The following is a 15,529-nucleotide window of genomic DNA, read 5'->3' on the forward strand; positions in this document are numbered from 1 at the left end:
GCCCTAGAAATCCTCGACCACGACAACCCCGTCCAGTGATTTGACGGCGCCCTTGATGGCGGGGTTGACGTAATAGGGTTCGGGCAGCTTGATCTGCACCTCGCCGGGCAGGTCCGGCCCCAGCAGACACAGTTCCACCGGCGACCGCGCCGGAACCCGGGTTTCCTCGCGCGCCTTTTCCAGCATCGCCGCAATGGTTTCCAGGGTTTCGCTGCGGTTCAGGAAAACGCGCAGACCCATGGGCGCGCCCGCCGTGGCCACGGAATCGACCGGCACCACGCTGCGGCACAAAAGTTTCAACTGGTCAGCCTCGCAGGTGGCTTCCACCGTCATCACCACGTTGGTGCCCGCCTCCAGCAGATCGCGCGAGGCTTCCAGCGTGTCCGAGAAGATCGTGACCTCAAACAGACCGGACGGGTCCGACAGTTGCGCGAAGGCAAAACGGGCGCCCCGCGCGGACTTGCGTTCCTGCCGTCCTGCCACGGCCCCGGCCAGCTTGGCCACCAGCGGCGCGGTGCGGGCGGCCTCTTCCACCTCGGCCAGCGTCTTGACCCCGGCCCGTTTCAGCGCGGGCATGTAGTCGTCCAGCGGATGGCCGGACAGGTAAAAGCCGATGGCAGTGTGTTCCTCGCCCAGCCGTTCGGCCGGCAGCCAGTCGGTGACTTGCGTCATGCGCGGTTCGGGCAGGTCATCCCCGGCCTCGCCGAACAGCGACACCTGTGACGAGCCGCGCTGATCGTGGATCGCGGCGGAATAGGCCACCAGCGCATCGAGCGATTTGAACACCCGGTGCCGGTTGCCGTCGAGCTGGTCAAAGGCCCCGGCGCGGGCCAGCATCTCCATCGGGCGCTTGCCGATGCGTTTCAGATCCACCCGGCGGGCAAAGTCGAACAGGTTGGCAAAGGGCTTGTCGCCGCGCCCCGCCTCGACCAGTTTCATCGCCTCGACGCCGACGTTCTTCAGCGCCCCCAGCCCGTAGACCACCTTGCCGTCGGCCACCGAGAACATCGCCTGCGAGCGGTTCACGCAGGGCGGCACGATCTCCAGCCCCAGCCCGCGCCGCACCTCCTCGGCATAGACGGCCAGCTTGTCGGTCAGATGGATGTCGCAGTTCATGACCCCGGCCATGAATTCCACCGGGTGGTTCGCCTTCAGCCAGCCGGTCTGATAGCTGACCACCGCATAGGCCGCCGCGTGGGACTTGTTGAAGCCGTAGTTGGCGAATTTCTCCAGAAGGTCGAAAACCTCGCTTGCCTTCTTCTTGTCGACACCGTTTTCCGCCGCGCCCTTTTCGAACTTGGGCCGCTCGGCGTCCATCGCCTCCTTGATCTTCTTGCCCATGGCGCGGCGCAGCAGGTCGGCGCCGCCAAGGCTGTAGCCCGCCATGACCTGGGCGATCTGCATCACCTGTTCCTGATAGACGATGATGCCCTGGGTTTCCTCAAGGATATGGTCGATCAGCGGATGGACCGAGGCGCGTTCCTTCAGCCCGTTCTTGACCTCGCAATAGGTCGGGATGTTTTCCATCGGGCCGGGGCGATACAGCGCCACCAGCGCCACGATATCCTCGATGCACGTCGGCTTCATGCGCCGCAGCGCATCCATCATGCCCGAGCTTTCCACCTGGAACACGGCCACCGTCCTGGCGTCGGCATACAGGCGATAGGTCTTTTCATCGTCCAACGGGATCAGGTTGATCTGCCCCTCGGCCCCGGCGGCCGGTTCGTAAAGCTTCGTGCCGTCGGCGGCAACATGCAGCGGACGGCCCTGCGCCTCGATCAGGTCGATGGCGTTCTGGATCACGGTCAGGGTCTTCAGGCCCAGAAAGTCGAACTTCACCAGACCGGCCTGTTCCACCCATTTCATGTTGAACTGGGTCGCGGGCATGTCCGAGCGTGGATCGCGGTAGAGCGGCACCAGCGCGTCCAGCGGCCGGTCGCCGATCACCACCCCCGCCGCATGGGTCGAGGCGTTGCGCAACAGACCTTCCACCTGCTGGCCATAGGTCAGCAGCCGGTCCACCACCTCTTCGCGGCGGGCCTCTTCGCGCAGGCGCGGCTCGTCGATCAGCGCCTTCTCGATCGAAACCGGCTTGACCCCTTCCACGGGGATCATCTTCGACAGGCGGTCCACCTGCCCATAGGGCATCTGCAACACCCGCCCGATATCCCGCACGGCGGCCTTGGACAGCAGCGCGCCGAAGGTGATGATCTGGCCCACCTTGTCGCGGCCGTATTTCTCCTGCACGTAGTGGATCACCTCTTCCCGGCGATCCATGCAGAAGTCGATGTCGAAGTCGGGCATCGACACCCGTTCGGGGTTCAGGAACCGTTCGAACAGCAGGCTGTAGCGCAACGGATCAAGATCGGTGATGGTCAACGCATAAGCCACAAGGCTGCCCGCGCCCGAGCCGCGGCCCGGTCCCACCGGAATGTCGTGATCCTTGGCCCATTTGATGAAATCGGCCACGATCAGGAAATAGCCGGGAAAGCCCATGCCCTCGATGATGCCCAGCTCGAATTCCAGCCGCTTTTCATATTCCTCGACCGAGGCCGCATGCGGGATCACCGCAAGGCGATCCTTCAGACCCGCCTGCGCCTGACGGCGCAATTCCTCGACCTCATCGTCAGCGAACCGGGGCAGGATCGGCGGGTGGGTTTCGGCCTTGAAGGCACAGCGGCGGGCGATCTCGACGGTGTTTTCCAACGCCTCGGGAAGATCGGCGAACAGGGTCGCCATTTCCTCGGGGCTTTTCAGATAGTGCTGCGGGGTCAGGCGGCGGCGCGCGTCCTGCTGGTCCACATAGGCGCCATCGGCGATGCAGATCAGCGCATCATGCGCCTCGTACATCTCGGCCTTGGGGAAATAGACGTCATTGGTGGCCACCAAGGGCAGATCCATCGCATAGGCGATCTCTACGTGCCCGCGCTCGGTCCGGGCCTCGGCGTCCGGCAGGCCGTCCTCGCCGGGATGGCGTTGCAACTCGATATACAGCCGGTCGCCGAAGCCCTCGGCCAGTTGCCGCACCAGTGTCTCGGCCGCCGGGCGATGCCCCGCCTGCAACAGCCGCCCCACCGGCCCGTCGGGACCGCCGGTCAGGCAAATGACCCCCTTGGTATGCGCCAGCAGTTTGGCCAGAGGCACCTGTGGCAGTTGCCCGTCGTTTTCCAGATACAGCACCGAATTCAGCTTCAGCAGATGCCCATAGCCCACCGCCGTTTGCGCGAGCAATACCACCGGCGCGGGCGGCACCGCCCGTTCGCCGGGGCGCGGCGTGTCATAGGCCAGATCCACCTGGCAGCCGATGATCGGCTGCACGCCCGAGCGCGCCGCAAGTTCGGAGAACTCCAACGCGGCGAACATGTTGTTGGTGTCGGTCAGCGCCACCGCCGGCATCCCCATCCCGGCCACCAGACCGGGCAGTTTCTTGACCCGGACCGCGCCTTCGAGAAGCGAATATTCGGAATGTAGGCGCAGGTGGATGAATCGCGGAGAATTTTTCATGGCGCCAACCTAGAAGGCACTGCAACGACGTGAAAGTCCTATCGTGACGGTCAAGACTGCAAGCACGTGTTCAGATTGTGCCCTCGTCACGCAAGCCCCGGACATTTCTGCCCTATTTTCTGGCATTTGCTCGGGGCGCAGCGTCAGACCAATGCACAGAAGTCTTGCAAATGCCGCCTTTCCCGGCTTTCCTTCTAGATGCCGAGGCTGGTCTACGCCGCATCGACCGATCTTGGCACGGATCCATTCCGGTACAGCGGCGGTTTTTTCGGATCTATGGTGGCGTTACTTCCAGGCGGCCCGGCCGTGCGCATCGATGGGGACCCGGTGACGCGCACCCGGCCACGCCTCTACAAATCATCCTGCCACATCGCACCGCCGTGCGTGGCAAAGGCATGCCCGTTCGCAAGGGCAATCGCCGGATGAGCCTGGATCGCGACATGCTGATGCAGGCCCTGGACCGGCACGCCCGCGTCGCGCGTGTCGTGGTGGCAGAAACCGCGGGCTCCGTACCGCGCGAAACCGGCGCGGCGATGCTGGTCTGGCCCGAAGGACAATCGGGCACCATCGGCGGCGGCGCGCTGGAATTCGATGCGGTGGCAGAGGCGCGCAAATGCCTGACCACCCGCACCCACAGGGTACAGCGCATCCCGCTTGGTCCCGCACGCGGCCAATGCTGCGGCGGGGCGGTCACCCTGGTGATCGAATGTTTCGACGCCGCGCGTCTGACCGAGGTTCCCAAGGACACGCCCTACCTGCGCCGTATCGAGGGCGCGGATCTGGCCCCGCTCTCCCTGCGCCGCGCCTGCCGCGCCGCCCGGTCCGAGGGCCAGCCGGTGACCACGGCTCTACAGGATGGCTGGCTGCTGGAGCCGGTCACGCATCCGACCCGCCCGGTCTGGATCTGGGGCGCAGGCCATGTGGGCCGCGCGCTGGTCGATGTGCTGGCGCCCCTGCCCAACCTTGCGCTGACCTGGATCGACACCGCGCCGGACCGCTTCCCAGACGCTACGCCCGAGGCCGTAACGGTGCTGCCCGCCGCGCAGCCACCGCTGCTGGTGCAACACGCGCCCTGCGATGCCCGGCATCTGATCCTGACCTATTCGCACGCGCTGGATCTTGACCTCTGCCACGCGCTTCTGAGCCACGGGTTTCACAGCGCCGGGCTGATCGGCTCGGCCACCAAATGGGCCCGATTCCGGCGGCGGCTGGCCGCCCTTGGCCATGCCCCCGACGACATCTCCCGCATCACCTGCCCGATTGGCGACCCGCGCCTGGGCAAGCATCCCGCAGCCATTGCCATCGGTGTCGCCGCCGCCCTACTGAGCGACGAACCGACCGCCCATAGATCCCGGATTGCCCATGAGTTTTGACCCCGCCCAAACGCCGCTGCTGATGCTGGAGGGTCTGACCAAGGCCTATCCCGGTGTCATCGCCAACAATCAGGTCGGGTTTTCGATCGCGCCGGGCGAAATCCACGCGCTTCTGGGCGAAAACGGCGCCGGGAAATCGACGCTGGTCAAGACAATCTACGGGCTGGTCAAACCCGACGCCGGGCGCATGGAGTTGCATGGCGTCGCCTATTCGCCCGCCAAACCGTCCGAGGCCCGCCGGCGCGGGGTGGCCATGGTGTTCCAGCATTTCTCGCTGTTCGAGGCGCTGGACGTGGCCGAAAACATCGCCCTTGGCATGGAGGACCCGCCGCCCCGGCGCGACCTGTCGGAACGCATCCGCTCGGTGTCCGAAGAATACGGGCTGCCGCTGGATCCCTCCCGGCGCGTCGGCGACCTGTCGGCAGGAGAACGCCAGCGGGTCGAGATCATCCGCTGCCTGTTGCAGAACCCCAAGCTGCTGATCATGGACGAACCGACCTCGGTGCTGACCCCGCAGGAAGTGGACATGCTGTTCACCACCCTGCGCACCCTTTCGGCGGAAGGCACCGCAATCCTCTATATCTCGCACAAGCTGGATGAAATCCGCAATCTCTGCGACGCCGCAACGGTGCTGCGCCACGGCAAGGTGGTGGGCGATTGCATCCCGCGCGAAACCTCGGCCCGCGCCATGGCCGAACTGATGGTCGGCGCCACTCTGCAAACTCCGGCCCGCGCAGCGGGCACGCGCGGCGAGGTATTGCTGGAGGCGCGTGGGCTGAGCCTGCCTTCGGAGCGCCAGTTCGGCACCGCGCTGAAAACCATCCAGATGCAGGTGCGCTCGGGCGAGATCCTCGGCATCGGCGGGGTTGCGGGCAACGGACAGGACGAATTGCTGGACGTTCTGTCGGGCGAAAGCCGCGCCCCGGCGGGCACCCTGTTTTTCGAAGGTCAGGATATCGCGACGCTCGGCCCACGCCAGCGCCGCGCCATCGGCCTGCTGACCGCGCCCGAGGAACGTCTGGGCCATGCCGCAGCACCCGACATGAGCCTTGTGGAAAACGCTATGCTCACCGGCGATCCGCGCATGTCGCTGGTGCGCAACGGCATGCTGGACTGGCCGAAGACCCGGGAATTCGCGAAAAAGATCATCACCGAGTTCGACGTGCGCACGCCGGGCAGCCATGTGGCCGCCCGCGCCCTGTCGGGCGGCAACCTGCAGAAATTCGTGATCGGGCGGGAGGTGTTGCAAAACCCCCGCGCCCTGGTGGTGAACCAGCCCACCTGGGGCGTGGATGCCGCCGCCGCAGCCTCGATCCGGCAGGCCCTTCTGGATCTGGCCGAACAGGGTACCGCGCTGATCGTCATCAGCCAGGATCTTGAGGAAATACTTGAGATCGCAGACAATTTTGCGGCCCTGAACGAAGGCCGTCTGACCGAACCACGCCCTGCCGCCGGGCTCAGCCTGGAAGAGATCGGCCTGATGATGGGCGGCGCTCATGACATGGACACCGCACATCATGCCGAAGCCTAGCGCCCTGCAAGGAGCCATCCGATGATCCGCCTTGAAAAGCGCCCCACCCCGTCCCGACTCTGGACCGCGCTGACCCCGCTGGTCGCGGTTCTGGCCACCATTGTTGCCGGGGGGCTGATGTTCGCCGCCCTTGGCAAGGATCCGGTCGAAGCCATCCGCACGATCTTTTTCGACCCGCTCTTCAACGAGCAGTTCGCAAGCTATTCGCGGCCGCAGCTTCTGGTGAAGGCCGCGCCGCTGATCCTGATTGCCATCGGGTTGAGCCTCGGGTTCAAGGCCGGCATCTGGAACATCGGCGCCGAGGGCCAATACATCATGGGCGCGATCTGTGGCGGCGGCGTCGGGCTGGCGCTCTACCCTTCGGAATCGCCGCTGATCTTTCCGCTGATGGTGGTGACCGGCGCTTTGGGCGGCTGGGCCTGGGCGATGATCCCGGCCATCCTGAAGACGAAATTCAACACCAACGAGATCCTCGTGTCGCTGCTGCTGGTCTATGTGGCCGAACAGCTTCTGGCCTCGGTCTCGCTGGGGCTTCTGCGCAGCCCCGAGGGCGGCGGCTTTCCCGGCTCGCGCAATTTCCAGCACTGGGATGCGGCGGCCAACGTCGAGCTGTTCACCGGCACCGGCATGCACTGGGGTGTGGTCGCGGCCTTCATTTCGGTGATCGGCGCCTATGTGCTGCTGGCCCGGCACATGCTGGGCTATCAGATCCGCCTGACCGGCGCCGCCCCACGCGCGGCGCGGTTCAGCGGCGTGAACCCGACCCGGCTGATCGTGACCTGCCTTGGCCTTTCCGGCGCGCTGGCCGGAATGGCGGGCTTGTTCGAGGTCACCGGCCCGGCGGGGCAACTGAGCATCGACTTCGGCTCGAACTATGGCTTCACCGCCATCATTGTGGCCTTTCTGGGCCGCCTGCATCCGGTGGGCATCCTGCTGGCCGGGCTGCTGATGGCGCTGACCTATATCGGCGGCGAGTTGGCGCAATTCATGCTGGGACTGCCAGCGGCGGCGATCCAGGCCTTCCAGGGCATGTTGCTGTTTTTCCTGCTGGCGGTGGACGTTCTGACCAACTTCCGCATTCGCCTGATCAAATCCGAGGTGGCGTGATGGGTGCTATATCAATCGAGCTTTTGCTGGCCTCGCTCATGGTCGCCTCGACCCCGATCCTGCTGGCCGCCATCGGCGAGCTGGTGGTTGAGAAATCCGGCGTCCTGAACCTGGGCGTCGAGGGCATGATGATCACCGGCGCCATCTGCGGCTTTGCTGTCGCCGTGGAAACCGGCAGCCCCTTCCTGGGGTTTGTCGGCGCGGCCCTTGGGGGTGCGGCGCTCTCGGTGATCTTCGCCGTTCTGACGCAATACCTGCTGTCCAACCAGGTGGCGACCGGGCTGGCGCTGACACTGTTCGGGCTGGGGTTCTCGGCGCTGATCGGGCAAGGCTACGTCGGCATCAAGCCGCCGCCCATCGGTCCGGTCAACCTGGGCATCCTGTCGGATATTCCGTTCGTCGGGCCGGTGCTGTTCAGCCATGACGTGACGGTCTACGTGGCCCTTGCCCTTGTGGCGGCGGTCTGGGCCTTCCTGAAATTCTCCCGCGCCGGGCTGATCCTGCGCGCGGTCGGCGAAAGCCACGAGGCCGCCCATGCCCTTGGCTACAAGGTCGTACGCATCCGCTTTCTGGCGATCCTGTTCGGCGGTGCCTGTGCCGGTCTGGGCGGCGCCTACCTCAGCCTCGTTCGGGTGCCGCAATGGACCGAGGGCATGACCGCGGGCGCGGGCTGGATCGCGCTGGCACTGGTGGTCTTCGGTGCCTGGAAACCCTGGCGCGTGCTGCTGGGGGCCTATCTGTTCGGCGGCGTCACCGTGTTGCAGTTGAACCTGCAGGCAGCGGGACTGAAGGTGCCGGTCGAACTGTTGTCGATGTCGCCCTACCTGATTACCATCCTCGTGCTGGTCATCATGTCGGCAGACCGCCGCCGCGCCGCGCTGAACGCACCGGCCGCACTTGGTCGCGTCTTCCACGCCTCGACCTGACCCGGACGAAAGGGCCACCCGACCGCCATGCGCCGCGAAGAATACATCCAGATCCTGGACGGGGTGCACCCGGACCATTCGCGCCGGGTTGCGCTGGCGCACCAGGGTCTGATCGTGGCCTCGGGGCTCAGCATCTCGCTGGAAACCGTGCCCAGCCTGCCCGCCTGGGCGCATGCCTTCCTGTTCGGGTTCGAGATCGTCGTGCTGGTGGTTTTCGTGATCGAATACATCGCCCGCGTCTATTGCGCCCCCAACCGGCTGAAATACATCTTCAGCTTCTGGGGCATCGTCGATCTTCTGGCCTGCCTGCCATTGCTGCAGATCGTGCAGCAGCAATGGGCCGCCGTCCGCTCGCTGCGCTTGCTGCGGCTGGTGCGCCTGCTGAAACTTCTGCACGCCAACCGCGCCCTGCAGCGGCTGGAAGTGGCGTTGGCCCACAGCCGCGGCGAATTGATGGTCTTTGCCTTCCTTGCGGCCATCATCCTCTATATCGCGGCGGTCGGCATCTATATCTTCGAACATGACGCCCAGCCCGAGGCGTTCTCGTCGATCCCGATCAGCCTGTGGTGGGCGGTGGTCAGCTTCACCACCGTGGGCTATGGCGACATCTATCCTATCACCACCGAAGGGCGGCTGTTCACCACTGCGATCCTGTTCATCGGGCTTGGCGTCATCGCCGTGCCCACCGCGATCATCACCACCGCGCTGATCAACACCGAACTGGAAGGCACCATCGAAAAGAAGGTGGAAGCCGAGGTCGAGCGCGAGGTCGAGACCGAACTGCACGAGGAAATCGAGCGTGAGGTCCGCAAGGATCTTGCGCCGTTGAAAAGAAAACCAACAAGGAGAACCTGAACATGATGCAATCTTTGAAAGCCGTGCTTGCTGCGGCGGTCGTGGCGGTCGGTATCGCGGCCCCCGCCGTCGCTGAGGATCCAGTGAAGGTGGGCTTCATCTACGTCGGCCCCGCCAATGACGGCGGCTGGTCACAGCACCACCACGAGGCAGCAATGAAGATGAAGGAACACTTCGGCGATGCCGTCGAGGTGGTCGAGCAGGAATCGGTGCCCGAAGGGGCCGATGCGGAACGCGTGATGACCCAGATGGCGCTGTCCGGCGTCGACCTGATCTTCACCACCTCCTTCGGCTACATGGATCCGACCATCAACGTCGCCAAGAAGTTCCCGAACGTGAAGTTCGAACACGCCACCGGCTTCAAGACCGCGCCCAACGTCTCGGTCTATTCCGCGCGGTTCTATGAAGGCCGCGCCGTCACCGGCTACATTGCCGGGGCGATGACCAAGACCAACAAGATCGGCTATATCGCCTCCTTCCCGATCCCCGAGGTCATCCGCGGCATCAACTCGACCTACATCCACGCCAAGAAGGCGAACCCGGATGTCGAGATCAACGTCATCTGGCTCTACACCTGGTTCGATCCGGGCAAGGAAGCCGACGCCACCCAGGCCATGCTGGACCAGGGCGTCGACGTGATCCTGGCCCACACCGATTCCACCGCGCCGCTGGCGACGCTGGAAAAACAGGGCGGCTATGGCTTTGGCCAGGCGGCGGACATGATCGAATTCGCGCCCGAACCGCGGCTGTCGTCGATCATCGACGAATGGGCGCCCTATTACATCGAGCGCGTGCAGGCGGTCATCGACGGCACCTGGGAGTCGGTCAACACCTGGTACGGCATCACCGAAGGCATGGTCGGCATCGGTGAATTCAGTGAAGTGATCCCCGAAGATGTGCGCGCCGAAGCGGCCAAGATGCGCGACGACATCGCCTCGGGCGCCTATCACCCGTTCACCGGCCCGCTCAACAAGCAGGACGGCTCGCCCTGGCTGGCCGACGGCGAAGTGGCTGACGATGGCACACTGGCCGGCATGACCTTCTATGTCGAAGGCATCGAAGGTGACGTGCCCAACTGATCCGATGGCCGCCCGCCCGATCCGGCGCGGGCGGCTGTTCCTGCCGGCGGCTCAGGCCGCCGGGGCGTCGTTGCGGTATTCCTGGAACCGTTCCAGCATGAAGCGGTACTCGGTGGGAATATCGCGCGACGACAGCATCCCGATCACAGCGCCGTCCTTCAGGATCGGCAGATGATGGATATGGCTTTCGACCATGGCCTTGAAGGCATCGGCCAGCCGGTCCTCGGCCTGCGCGGTGACCGGGTCGCGGGACATGATCGCGCTGACCGGCGTGGTGTCCGAGTGCAGCCCTGCGGCCACGCATTTGCGCACCACATCCTGCTCGCACAACACCCCCAGCAACTGGCCGTCCGTGATCACCGCAAGGGCATCCACCTTGTCGCGCGCCATGGTCTCGCACGCCGACCGGGTGGAGGCGTCGGGGGCGATGACAGGCAGGCTGCGCCCGTCCAGAACTTCGGAAATGGAACGAATGATCATGAAATACCTCAGTGATCTGACATTGGGTCCGGCGCTACGCGCGCGGTTCCCTTAAGATCTACGATTTTCCGCACCCGTTCAAACCCCCGTTGTACCGGATCACCGCCCGCCCCTGTGCGCTCCTGTCGCGTTGCCGCGCGGCGGGAATGGTCGCAACCCATGCACATATTCCAGTTTGAAAGGGCGATCCCATGTCGTGGCAAGACAAGAACAAGGACATGCGCGACCAGTTGCGCGCGCTGAACACCGCCATTCCGGAGGCGGCGAAAGGCTTTGGCGCGCTCAGCAAGGCCGCCAAGACCGGCGCGGCCGTGGACAGCAAGACGCTGGAGTTCGTCGCCCTCGGCATCGCCGTCGCCGACCGCTGCGAACCCTGCATCGGGTTCCACATTGATGCGCTGATCAAGCTTGGCGCCACCCGCGAGGAGGTCGCGGATGTGCTGGCCATGGCCGTGCAGATGGGCGGCGGGCCGTCGCTGATGTATTCCGCGAAGGCCCTGCGCGCCTATGACGATCTGAGCGCCGGATAATTCCGGCGTCCCGAAAAGCTACCCATTCTGGCGGATGGTGGCATTCGTCGGATCATAGGGGCTGTCCTCGGTCACCTCGGCATCCCACAGCTGGTCGAACATCCGCACCTTCAGGCGGGTGCCGGGTGCCGCCAGATCTGGTGCCACATAGCCCATGCCGATGGATTTGCCGAAGGCCACCGAATAGCCGCCCGAGGTCAGACGCCCGACACGCCGGTCGCCATCATACAGCGCCTCGCGGCCCCAGGGATCGGCATCCTCTGGCCCGTCGATCAACAGGGTCACGCATTTCGACCGGATCCCCAGATCCAGCATCGCCTGCTTGCCGAAGAAGTCCTTCTCCAAATCGATGAAGCGGTCCAGACCGGCCTCGGCGGGGGTGGCGTCGCGGCCCAGTTCGGTGCCGAAGGCGCGATAGGATTTTTCCTGCCGCAGCCAGTTCTGCGCCCGTGCGCCGACCAGCTTCATGCCGTGCTCAGCACCGGCCTTTTCCAGCAGGTCGAACAGGTAGTTCTGCATTTCGATCGGGTGATGCAATTCCCATCCCAACTCGCCCGTATAGGCGACGCGGATCGCCATCGTGGGGCACATGCCCAGTTCGATCTCGCGCGCCGACAGCCATGGGAAACGCTTGTTGGACAGGGCGGTGTCGGGGTCGGCGTCCTTCAGCACCGCCTTCAGAACATCGCGCGACTTTGGCCCGGCAATGGCAAAGACCCCCCATTGCGTGGTGACATCATGCACCAGCACCAGCTTGCCGGTGCGGGCCATGAAATCCTCGGCCGCCTTTTGCAGGTAATCCGCGTCATAGGCCGCCCAGGCCCCGGCAGACACGAGGTAATAGCCGTTCTCTTGCCGCCGGACGATGGTGTATTCGGTGCGCGTGGTGCCCGCGCTGGTCAGCGCATAGGTCAGGTTGATCCGCCCGATCTTTGGCAGCTTGTTGCAGGTGAACCCATCCAGAAACTCGGTGGCCCCCGCGCCCGACACCCAGTGCTTGGCAAAGGCGGTGGCGTCGATCAGCCCGACGCCCTCGCGGATCGCGCGGGCCTCGGCTTCGGCGTACTGCCACCAGTCGCCGCGCCGGAAGCTGCGGGCGTCGTGGTCGAAATTCTCGGGGGCATCCAGCGGGCCGAAATAGTTGGGCCGCTCCCAGCCGTTGACGCAGCCGAATTGCGCGCCGCGCGCCGCCTGCCGATCATAGGCCGGAGAGGTCCGCAGCGGCCGGCAGGCCGGACGTTCCTCGTCCGGGTGATGCAGGATGTAGACGTGTTCGTAACATTCCTCGTTCTTGCGCGCCGCGTATTCTGTGGTCATCCAGCGCCCGTAGCGCTTGGGATCGAGCGAGGCCATGTCGATCTCGGCCTCGCCCTCCACCATCATCTGCGCAAGGTAATAGCCGGTGCCGCCCGCCGCCGTGATGCCGAAGCTGAAGCCTTCGGCCAGCCACATGTTGCGCAGCCCCGGCGCCGGGCCGACCAGCGGGTTGCCGTCGGGCGTATAGCAGATCGGGCCGTTGAAATCGTCCTTCAGACCCACGGTTTCCGACGACGGGATCCGGTGGATCATCGACATGTATTCCTCCTCGATCCGTTCCAGATCCAGCGGGAAAAGGTCGGCGCGGAAACTGTCGGGCACGCCGTATTCGAAGCGCGCGGGGGCGTTGCGCTCATAGGGGCCCAGGATCCAGCCGCCGCGTTCCTCGCGCACGTACCATTTGGCATCGGCATCGCGCAGAACCGGGTGTTCGCCGTGGGTCTTGCGGTATTCGACCAGCGCCGGGTCGGGCTCGGTCACGATGAACTGATGCTCCACCGGGATCGCCGGGATCTTCAGCCCCAGCAGTTGCGCGGTTCGCTGCGCGTGGTTGCCGGTGGCAGTGACCACATGCTCGGCGGTGATGACGAGCTGTTCCTCGGTCGCGATCAGGTTGCCGCCCTTGTCGGCGGTGCGCGTGCAGGTGACTTCCCAGGCCTGCCCGTTCCAGTGATAGCCATCGACCTGCCATTTGCGTTCGATCACCACGCCGCGCTGACGGGCGCCTTTGGCCATGGCCATCGTCACATCGGCCGGATTGATGTAGCCATCGGTCGGATGATAGAGCGCGCCTTTCAGATCCTCGGTGCGCACCAGCGGCCAGCGGTCCTTGATCTGCGCCGGGGTCAGCCATTCATAGGGCACACCGGCGGTTTCCGCGGTCGAGGCATAGAGCATGAATTCATCCATGCGCGCCTGGCTCTGCGCCATGCGCAGGTTGCCCACCACCGAGAACCCGGCATTCAACCCGGTTTCGGCCTCCAGCGTCTTGTAGAATTCGACCGAATACTTGTGAATATGCGTGGTCGCATAGGACATGTTGAACAGCGGCAGCAGCCCTGCCGCGTGCCAGGTCGATCCGCTGGTCAACTCGTCCCGTTCCAGCAGCATCACGTCGTCCCAGCCCGCCCGGGCCAGATGATAGGCAATGGATGCGCCGACAGCCCCGCCACCGACAACCAGTGCTTTGACTTCTGTTTTCATGGCCGGGCCTCCTGTTGCACGCTTGTCCGCACCATGGCGCGGCGGCGGCCCGCTGTCCAAATCGGCCCGACCCATCGGCCGGGAAAAACGACATGCAACGTCACCGCGCGCCTGTGGGGACCGTGTCGAATCGTGGGTAACGGATCCTTAAGATTGGCAGATGATCCTGAGCACACGTTAAAACGGTTGTTTTTGTGTCATCGTCCAATGTTTTGCGAGGAGCCGCCGGAATGTACCGACAGACAGATATCCAGGATCCGACCCCGCGACCGCGCGCGGCGCGTGTCGTCAACCCTGTGTCGATCATCGCCTTCAACGCCTTTTCCTGTTGCGGTCTTGGCACCCTGGCCTGGCTGTCCGACTGGGCGCTGTTTTCGGCCTTTGCCCTGGGCTGGTTCGGCGGCGCGGCCCTGACCATTGGCCTGCTGGCGCTACTGGCCGTGCGGCTGCCCGATGTCGGTGTCGAACCCGCGGAAACCGATCCCGCCAATTGCGAAGCTCCCAGCCTGCAGGATGCCATGGCGGCCTGGGACCTGGACCGCGCCTATGAGATCGCCCAGCAAGCCAGCATGCGGGCCTGGATCAGCGACTTGACCCCGGACCAAGCGTCCGAACCTCATCGTGAGAGCGTGACCTGCGCCTGACGATGCCGCGCCAGACCGGGGCCCCTCTCTCCGGTCTGGCGTGACCTTTGGCGCAAGCCACGGCACTTGTGCCACCCGCGCCGCCGCTTTACTCAGAAGATCAAAGCTCTTCGACCGGCGGTGCCATGGAAATCTGCCCGACCAAATCCGATACCCGCGCGGCCGTCGCCCGGCTGAAGGCCGATGGCGCCGTGCTGGGGCTGGTGCCCACCATGGGCTACCTACACGACGGCCACCTGATGCTGGTGCGCGCGGCCAAGGCCTCCTGCGACCGGGTGGCGGCCTCGATCTTCGTCAATCCGACCCAGTTCGACGAGGCCAGCGATCTGGACGCCTACCCGGTGGATCTGGATCGCGACATCGCCCTGCTTGAAGCCGAGGGCGTGGACCTGCTGTTCCTGCCCCAGGCCGGCGAGATGTATCATCCTGAAGCCCAGACCGTTGTGGAAACCACGGCGCTGGCCAATGTGCTGATCGGCGCGCTGCGTCCGGGCCATTTCCGCGGCGTCGCCACCGTGGTCACCAAGCTGTTCAACATCGTCCGGCCCGACCGCGCCTTCTTTGGCCGCAAGGATTATCAGCAGCTTCAGGTCATCCGCACCATGGTCCGCGATCTGGACATGCCGATCGAGATCATCGGCGTGCCCACCGTGCGCGAGCGTGACGGGTTGGCCATGTCCTCGCGCAATGTGCGGCTGACCCCGGCGCACCGGGCCGCAGCACCGGCGCTGAACGCGGCCCTGGACTGGGCCGAACGCGCCCTGCCGCAATTGCCGCAAAGTGCCGAGGAACTGGCCGCCGCGATCACGTCCCGCATCAGCGGTGCCGCGGGGGCCGAGATTCAGTCGGTGGACATCCGGGACGCCGAAACTCTTGCCGCGCTTTCCGGCCGCATCGCCCGCCCCGCCGTCATCCTGCTGGCGGTGCGCTTTGGCGATGTGCTTCTGATCGACCAGCGCGTCGTCACCCCCTGACCCCTG

General features: G+C 65.0%; 12 protein-coding genes. 9 read left to right on the forward strand and 3 right to left on the reverse strand.

Annotation, left to right across the window (positions count from 1 at the left end):
- Positions 1–3: 3 nt before the first annotated feature.
- Positions 4–3,504 (reverse strand): DNA polymerase III subunit alpha, encoded by a 3,501-nt coding sequence (gene dnaE, locus AB0T83_RS08290; RefSeq protein WP_366192561.1) that lies wholly within the window; start codon positions 3,502–3,504, stop codon positions 4–6.
- A 422-nt stretch (positions 3,505–3,926) separates the two neighbouring features.
- Here dnaE and xdhC point away from each other — a divergent pair, with 422 nt between their 5' ends.
- Genes xdhC through AB0T83_RS08320 form a run of 6 tightly spaced genes read left to right on the forward strand, consistent with a single transcriptional unit; the run spans position 3,927 to position 10,375 of the window.
- Positions 3,927–4,877 (forward strand): xanthine dehydrogenase accessory protein XdhC, encoded by a 951-nt coding sequence (xdhC, locus tag AB0T83_RS08295; RefSeq protein WP_366192664.1) that lies wholly within the window; start codon positions 3,927–3,929, stop codon positions 4,875–4,877.
- The gene (locus AB0T83_RS08300; protein WP_366192562.1) at positions 4,867–6,408 is read left to right on the forward strand and encodes an ABC transporter ATP-binding protein; all 1,542 of its coding nucleotides are present in this window, start codon (positions 4,867–4,869) and stop codon (positions 6,406–6,408) included. The genes xdhC and AB0T83_RS08300 overlap by 11 nt, the downstream gene beginning before the upstream one ends.
- Before the next feature lie 21 nt (positions 6,409–6,429).
- Positions 6,430–7,515, forward strand: a complete 1,086-nt coding sequence (locus AB0T83_RS08305) for an ABC transporter permease (protein WP_366192563.1) — start codon at positions 6,430–6,432, stop codon at positions 7,513–7,515.
- Complete coding sequence (locus tag AB0T83_RS08310) at positions 7,515–8,441, forward strand: ABC transporter permease (protein WP_366192564.1); 927 nt, start codon at positions 7,515–7,517, stop codon at positions 8,439–8,441. Before AB0T83_RS08305 ends, AB0T83_RS08310 begins: the two co-directional genes overlap by 1 nt.
- Before the next feature lie 27 nt (positions 8,442–8,468).
- Positions 8,469–9,296, forward strand: coding sequence for an ion transporter (locus AB0T83_RS08315; protein WP_366192565.1), 828 nt, complete (start codon positions 8,469–8,471; stop codon positions 9,294–9,296).
- A gap of 5 nt (positions 9,297–9,301) precedes the next feature.
- Positions 9,302–10,375, forward strand: coding sequence for a BMP family ABC transporter substrate-binding protein (locus AB0T83_RS08320; RefSeq protein WP_366192665.1), 1,074 nt, complete (start codon positions 9,302–9,304; stop codon positions 10,373–10,375).
- A gap of 51 nt (positions 10,376–10,426) precedes the next feature.
- Here AB0T83_RS08320 and AB0T83_RS08325 read toward each other — a convergent pair whose 3' ends face one another.
- Complete coding sequence (locus tag AB0T83_RS08325; protein WP_366192566.1) at positions 10,427–10,855, reverse strand: CBS domain-containing protein; 429 nt, start codon at positions 10,853–10,855, stop codon at positions 10,427–10,429.
- A 191-nt stretch (positions 10,856–11,046) separates the two neighbouring features.
- Between AB0T83_RS08325 and AB0T83_RS08330 the strand changes: the two genes are divergently transcribed.
- Positions 11,047–11,385, forward strand: coding sequence for a carboxymuconolactone decarboxylase family protein (locus tag AB0T83_RS08330; RefSeq protein WP_366192567.1), 339 nt, complete (start codon positions 11,047–11,049; stop codon positions 11,383–11,385).
- Positions 11,386–11,403: 18 nt separating this feature from the next.
- Here the strand turns inward: AB0T83_RS08330 and AB0T83_RS08335 are convergent, their stop codons facing one another.
- Positions 11,404–13,905, reverse strand: coding sequence for a GcvT family protein (locus tag AB0T83_RS08335; RefSeq protein ID WP_366192568.1), 2,502 nt, complete (start codon positions 13,903–13,905; stop codon positions 11,404–11,406).
- Between the two features lie 230 nt (positions 13,906–14,135).
- Between AB0T83_RS08335 and AB0T83_RS08340 the strand changes: the two genes are divergently transcribed.
- Positions 14,136–14,549 carry a hypothetical protein gene (locus tag AB0T83_RS08340; protein WP_366192569.1) on the forward strand — a complete coding sequence of 138 codons (414 nt, stop codon included), beginning with the start codon at positions 14,136–14,138 and terminating at the stop codon, positions 14,547–14,549.
- 125 nt (positions 14,550–14,674) lie between these two features.
- Complete coding sequence (gene panC, locus AB0T83_RS08345; protein ID WP_366192570.1) at positions 14,675–15,523, forward strand: pantoate--beta-alanine ligase; 849 nt, start codon at positions 14,675–14,677, stop codon at positions 15,521–15,523.
- Positions 15,524–15,529 lie beyond the last annotated feature (6 nt).

The sequence above is a fragment of the Meridianimarinicoccus marinus genome, from assembly GCF_040689105.1.
GTDB lineage: Bacteria > Pseudomonadota > Alphaproteobacteria > Rhodobacterales > Rhodobacteraceae > Meridianimarinicoccus > Meridianimarinicoccus marinus.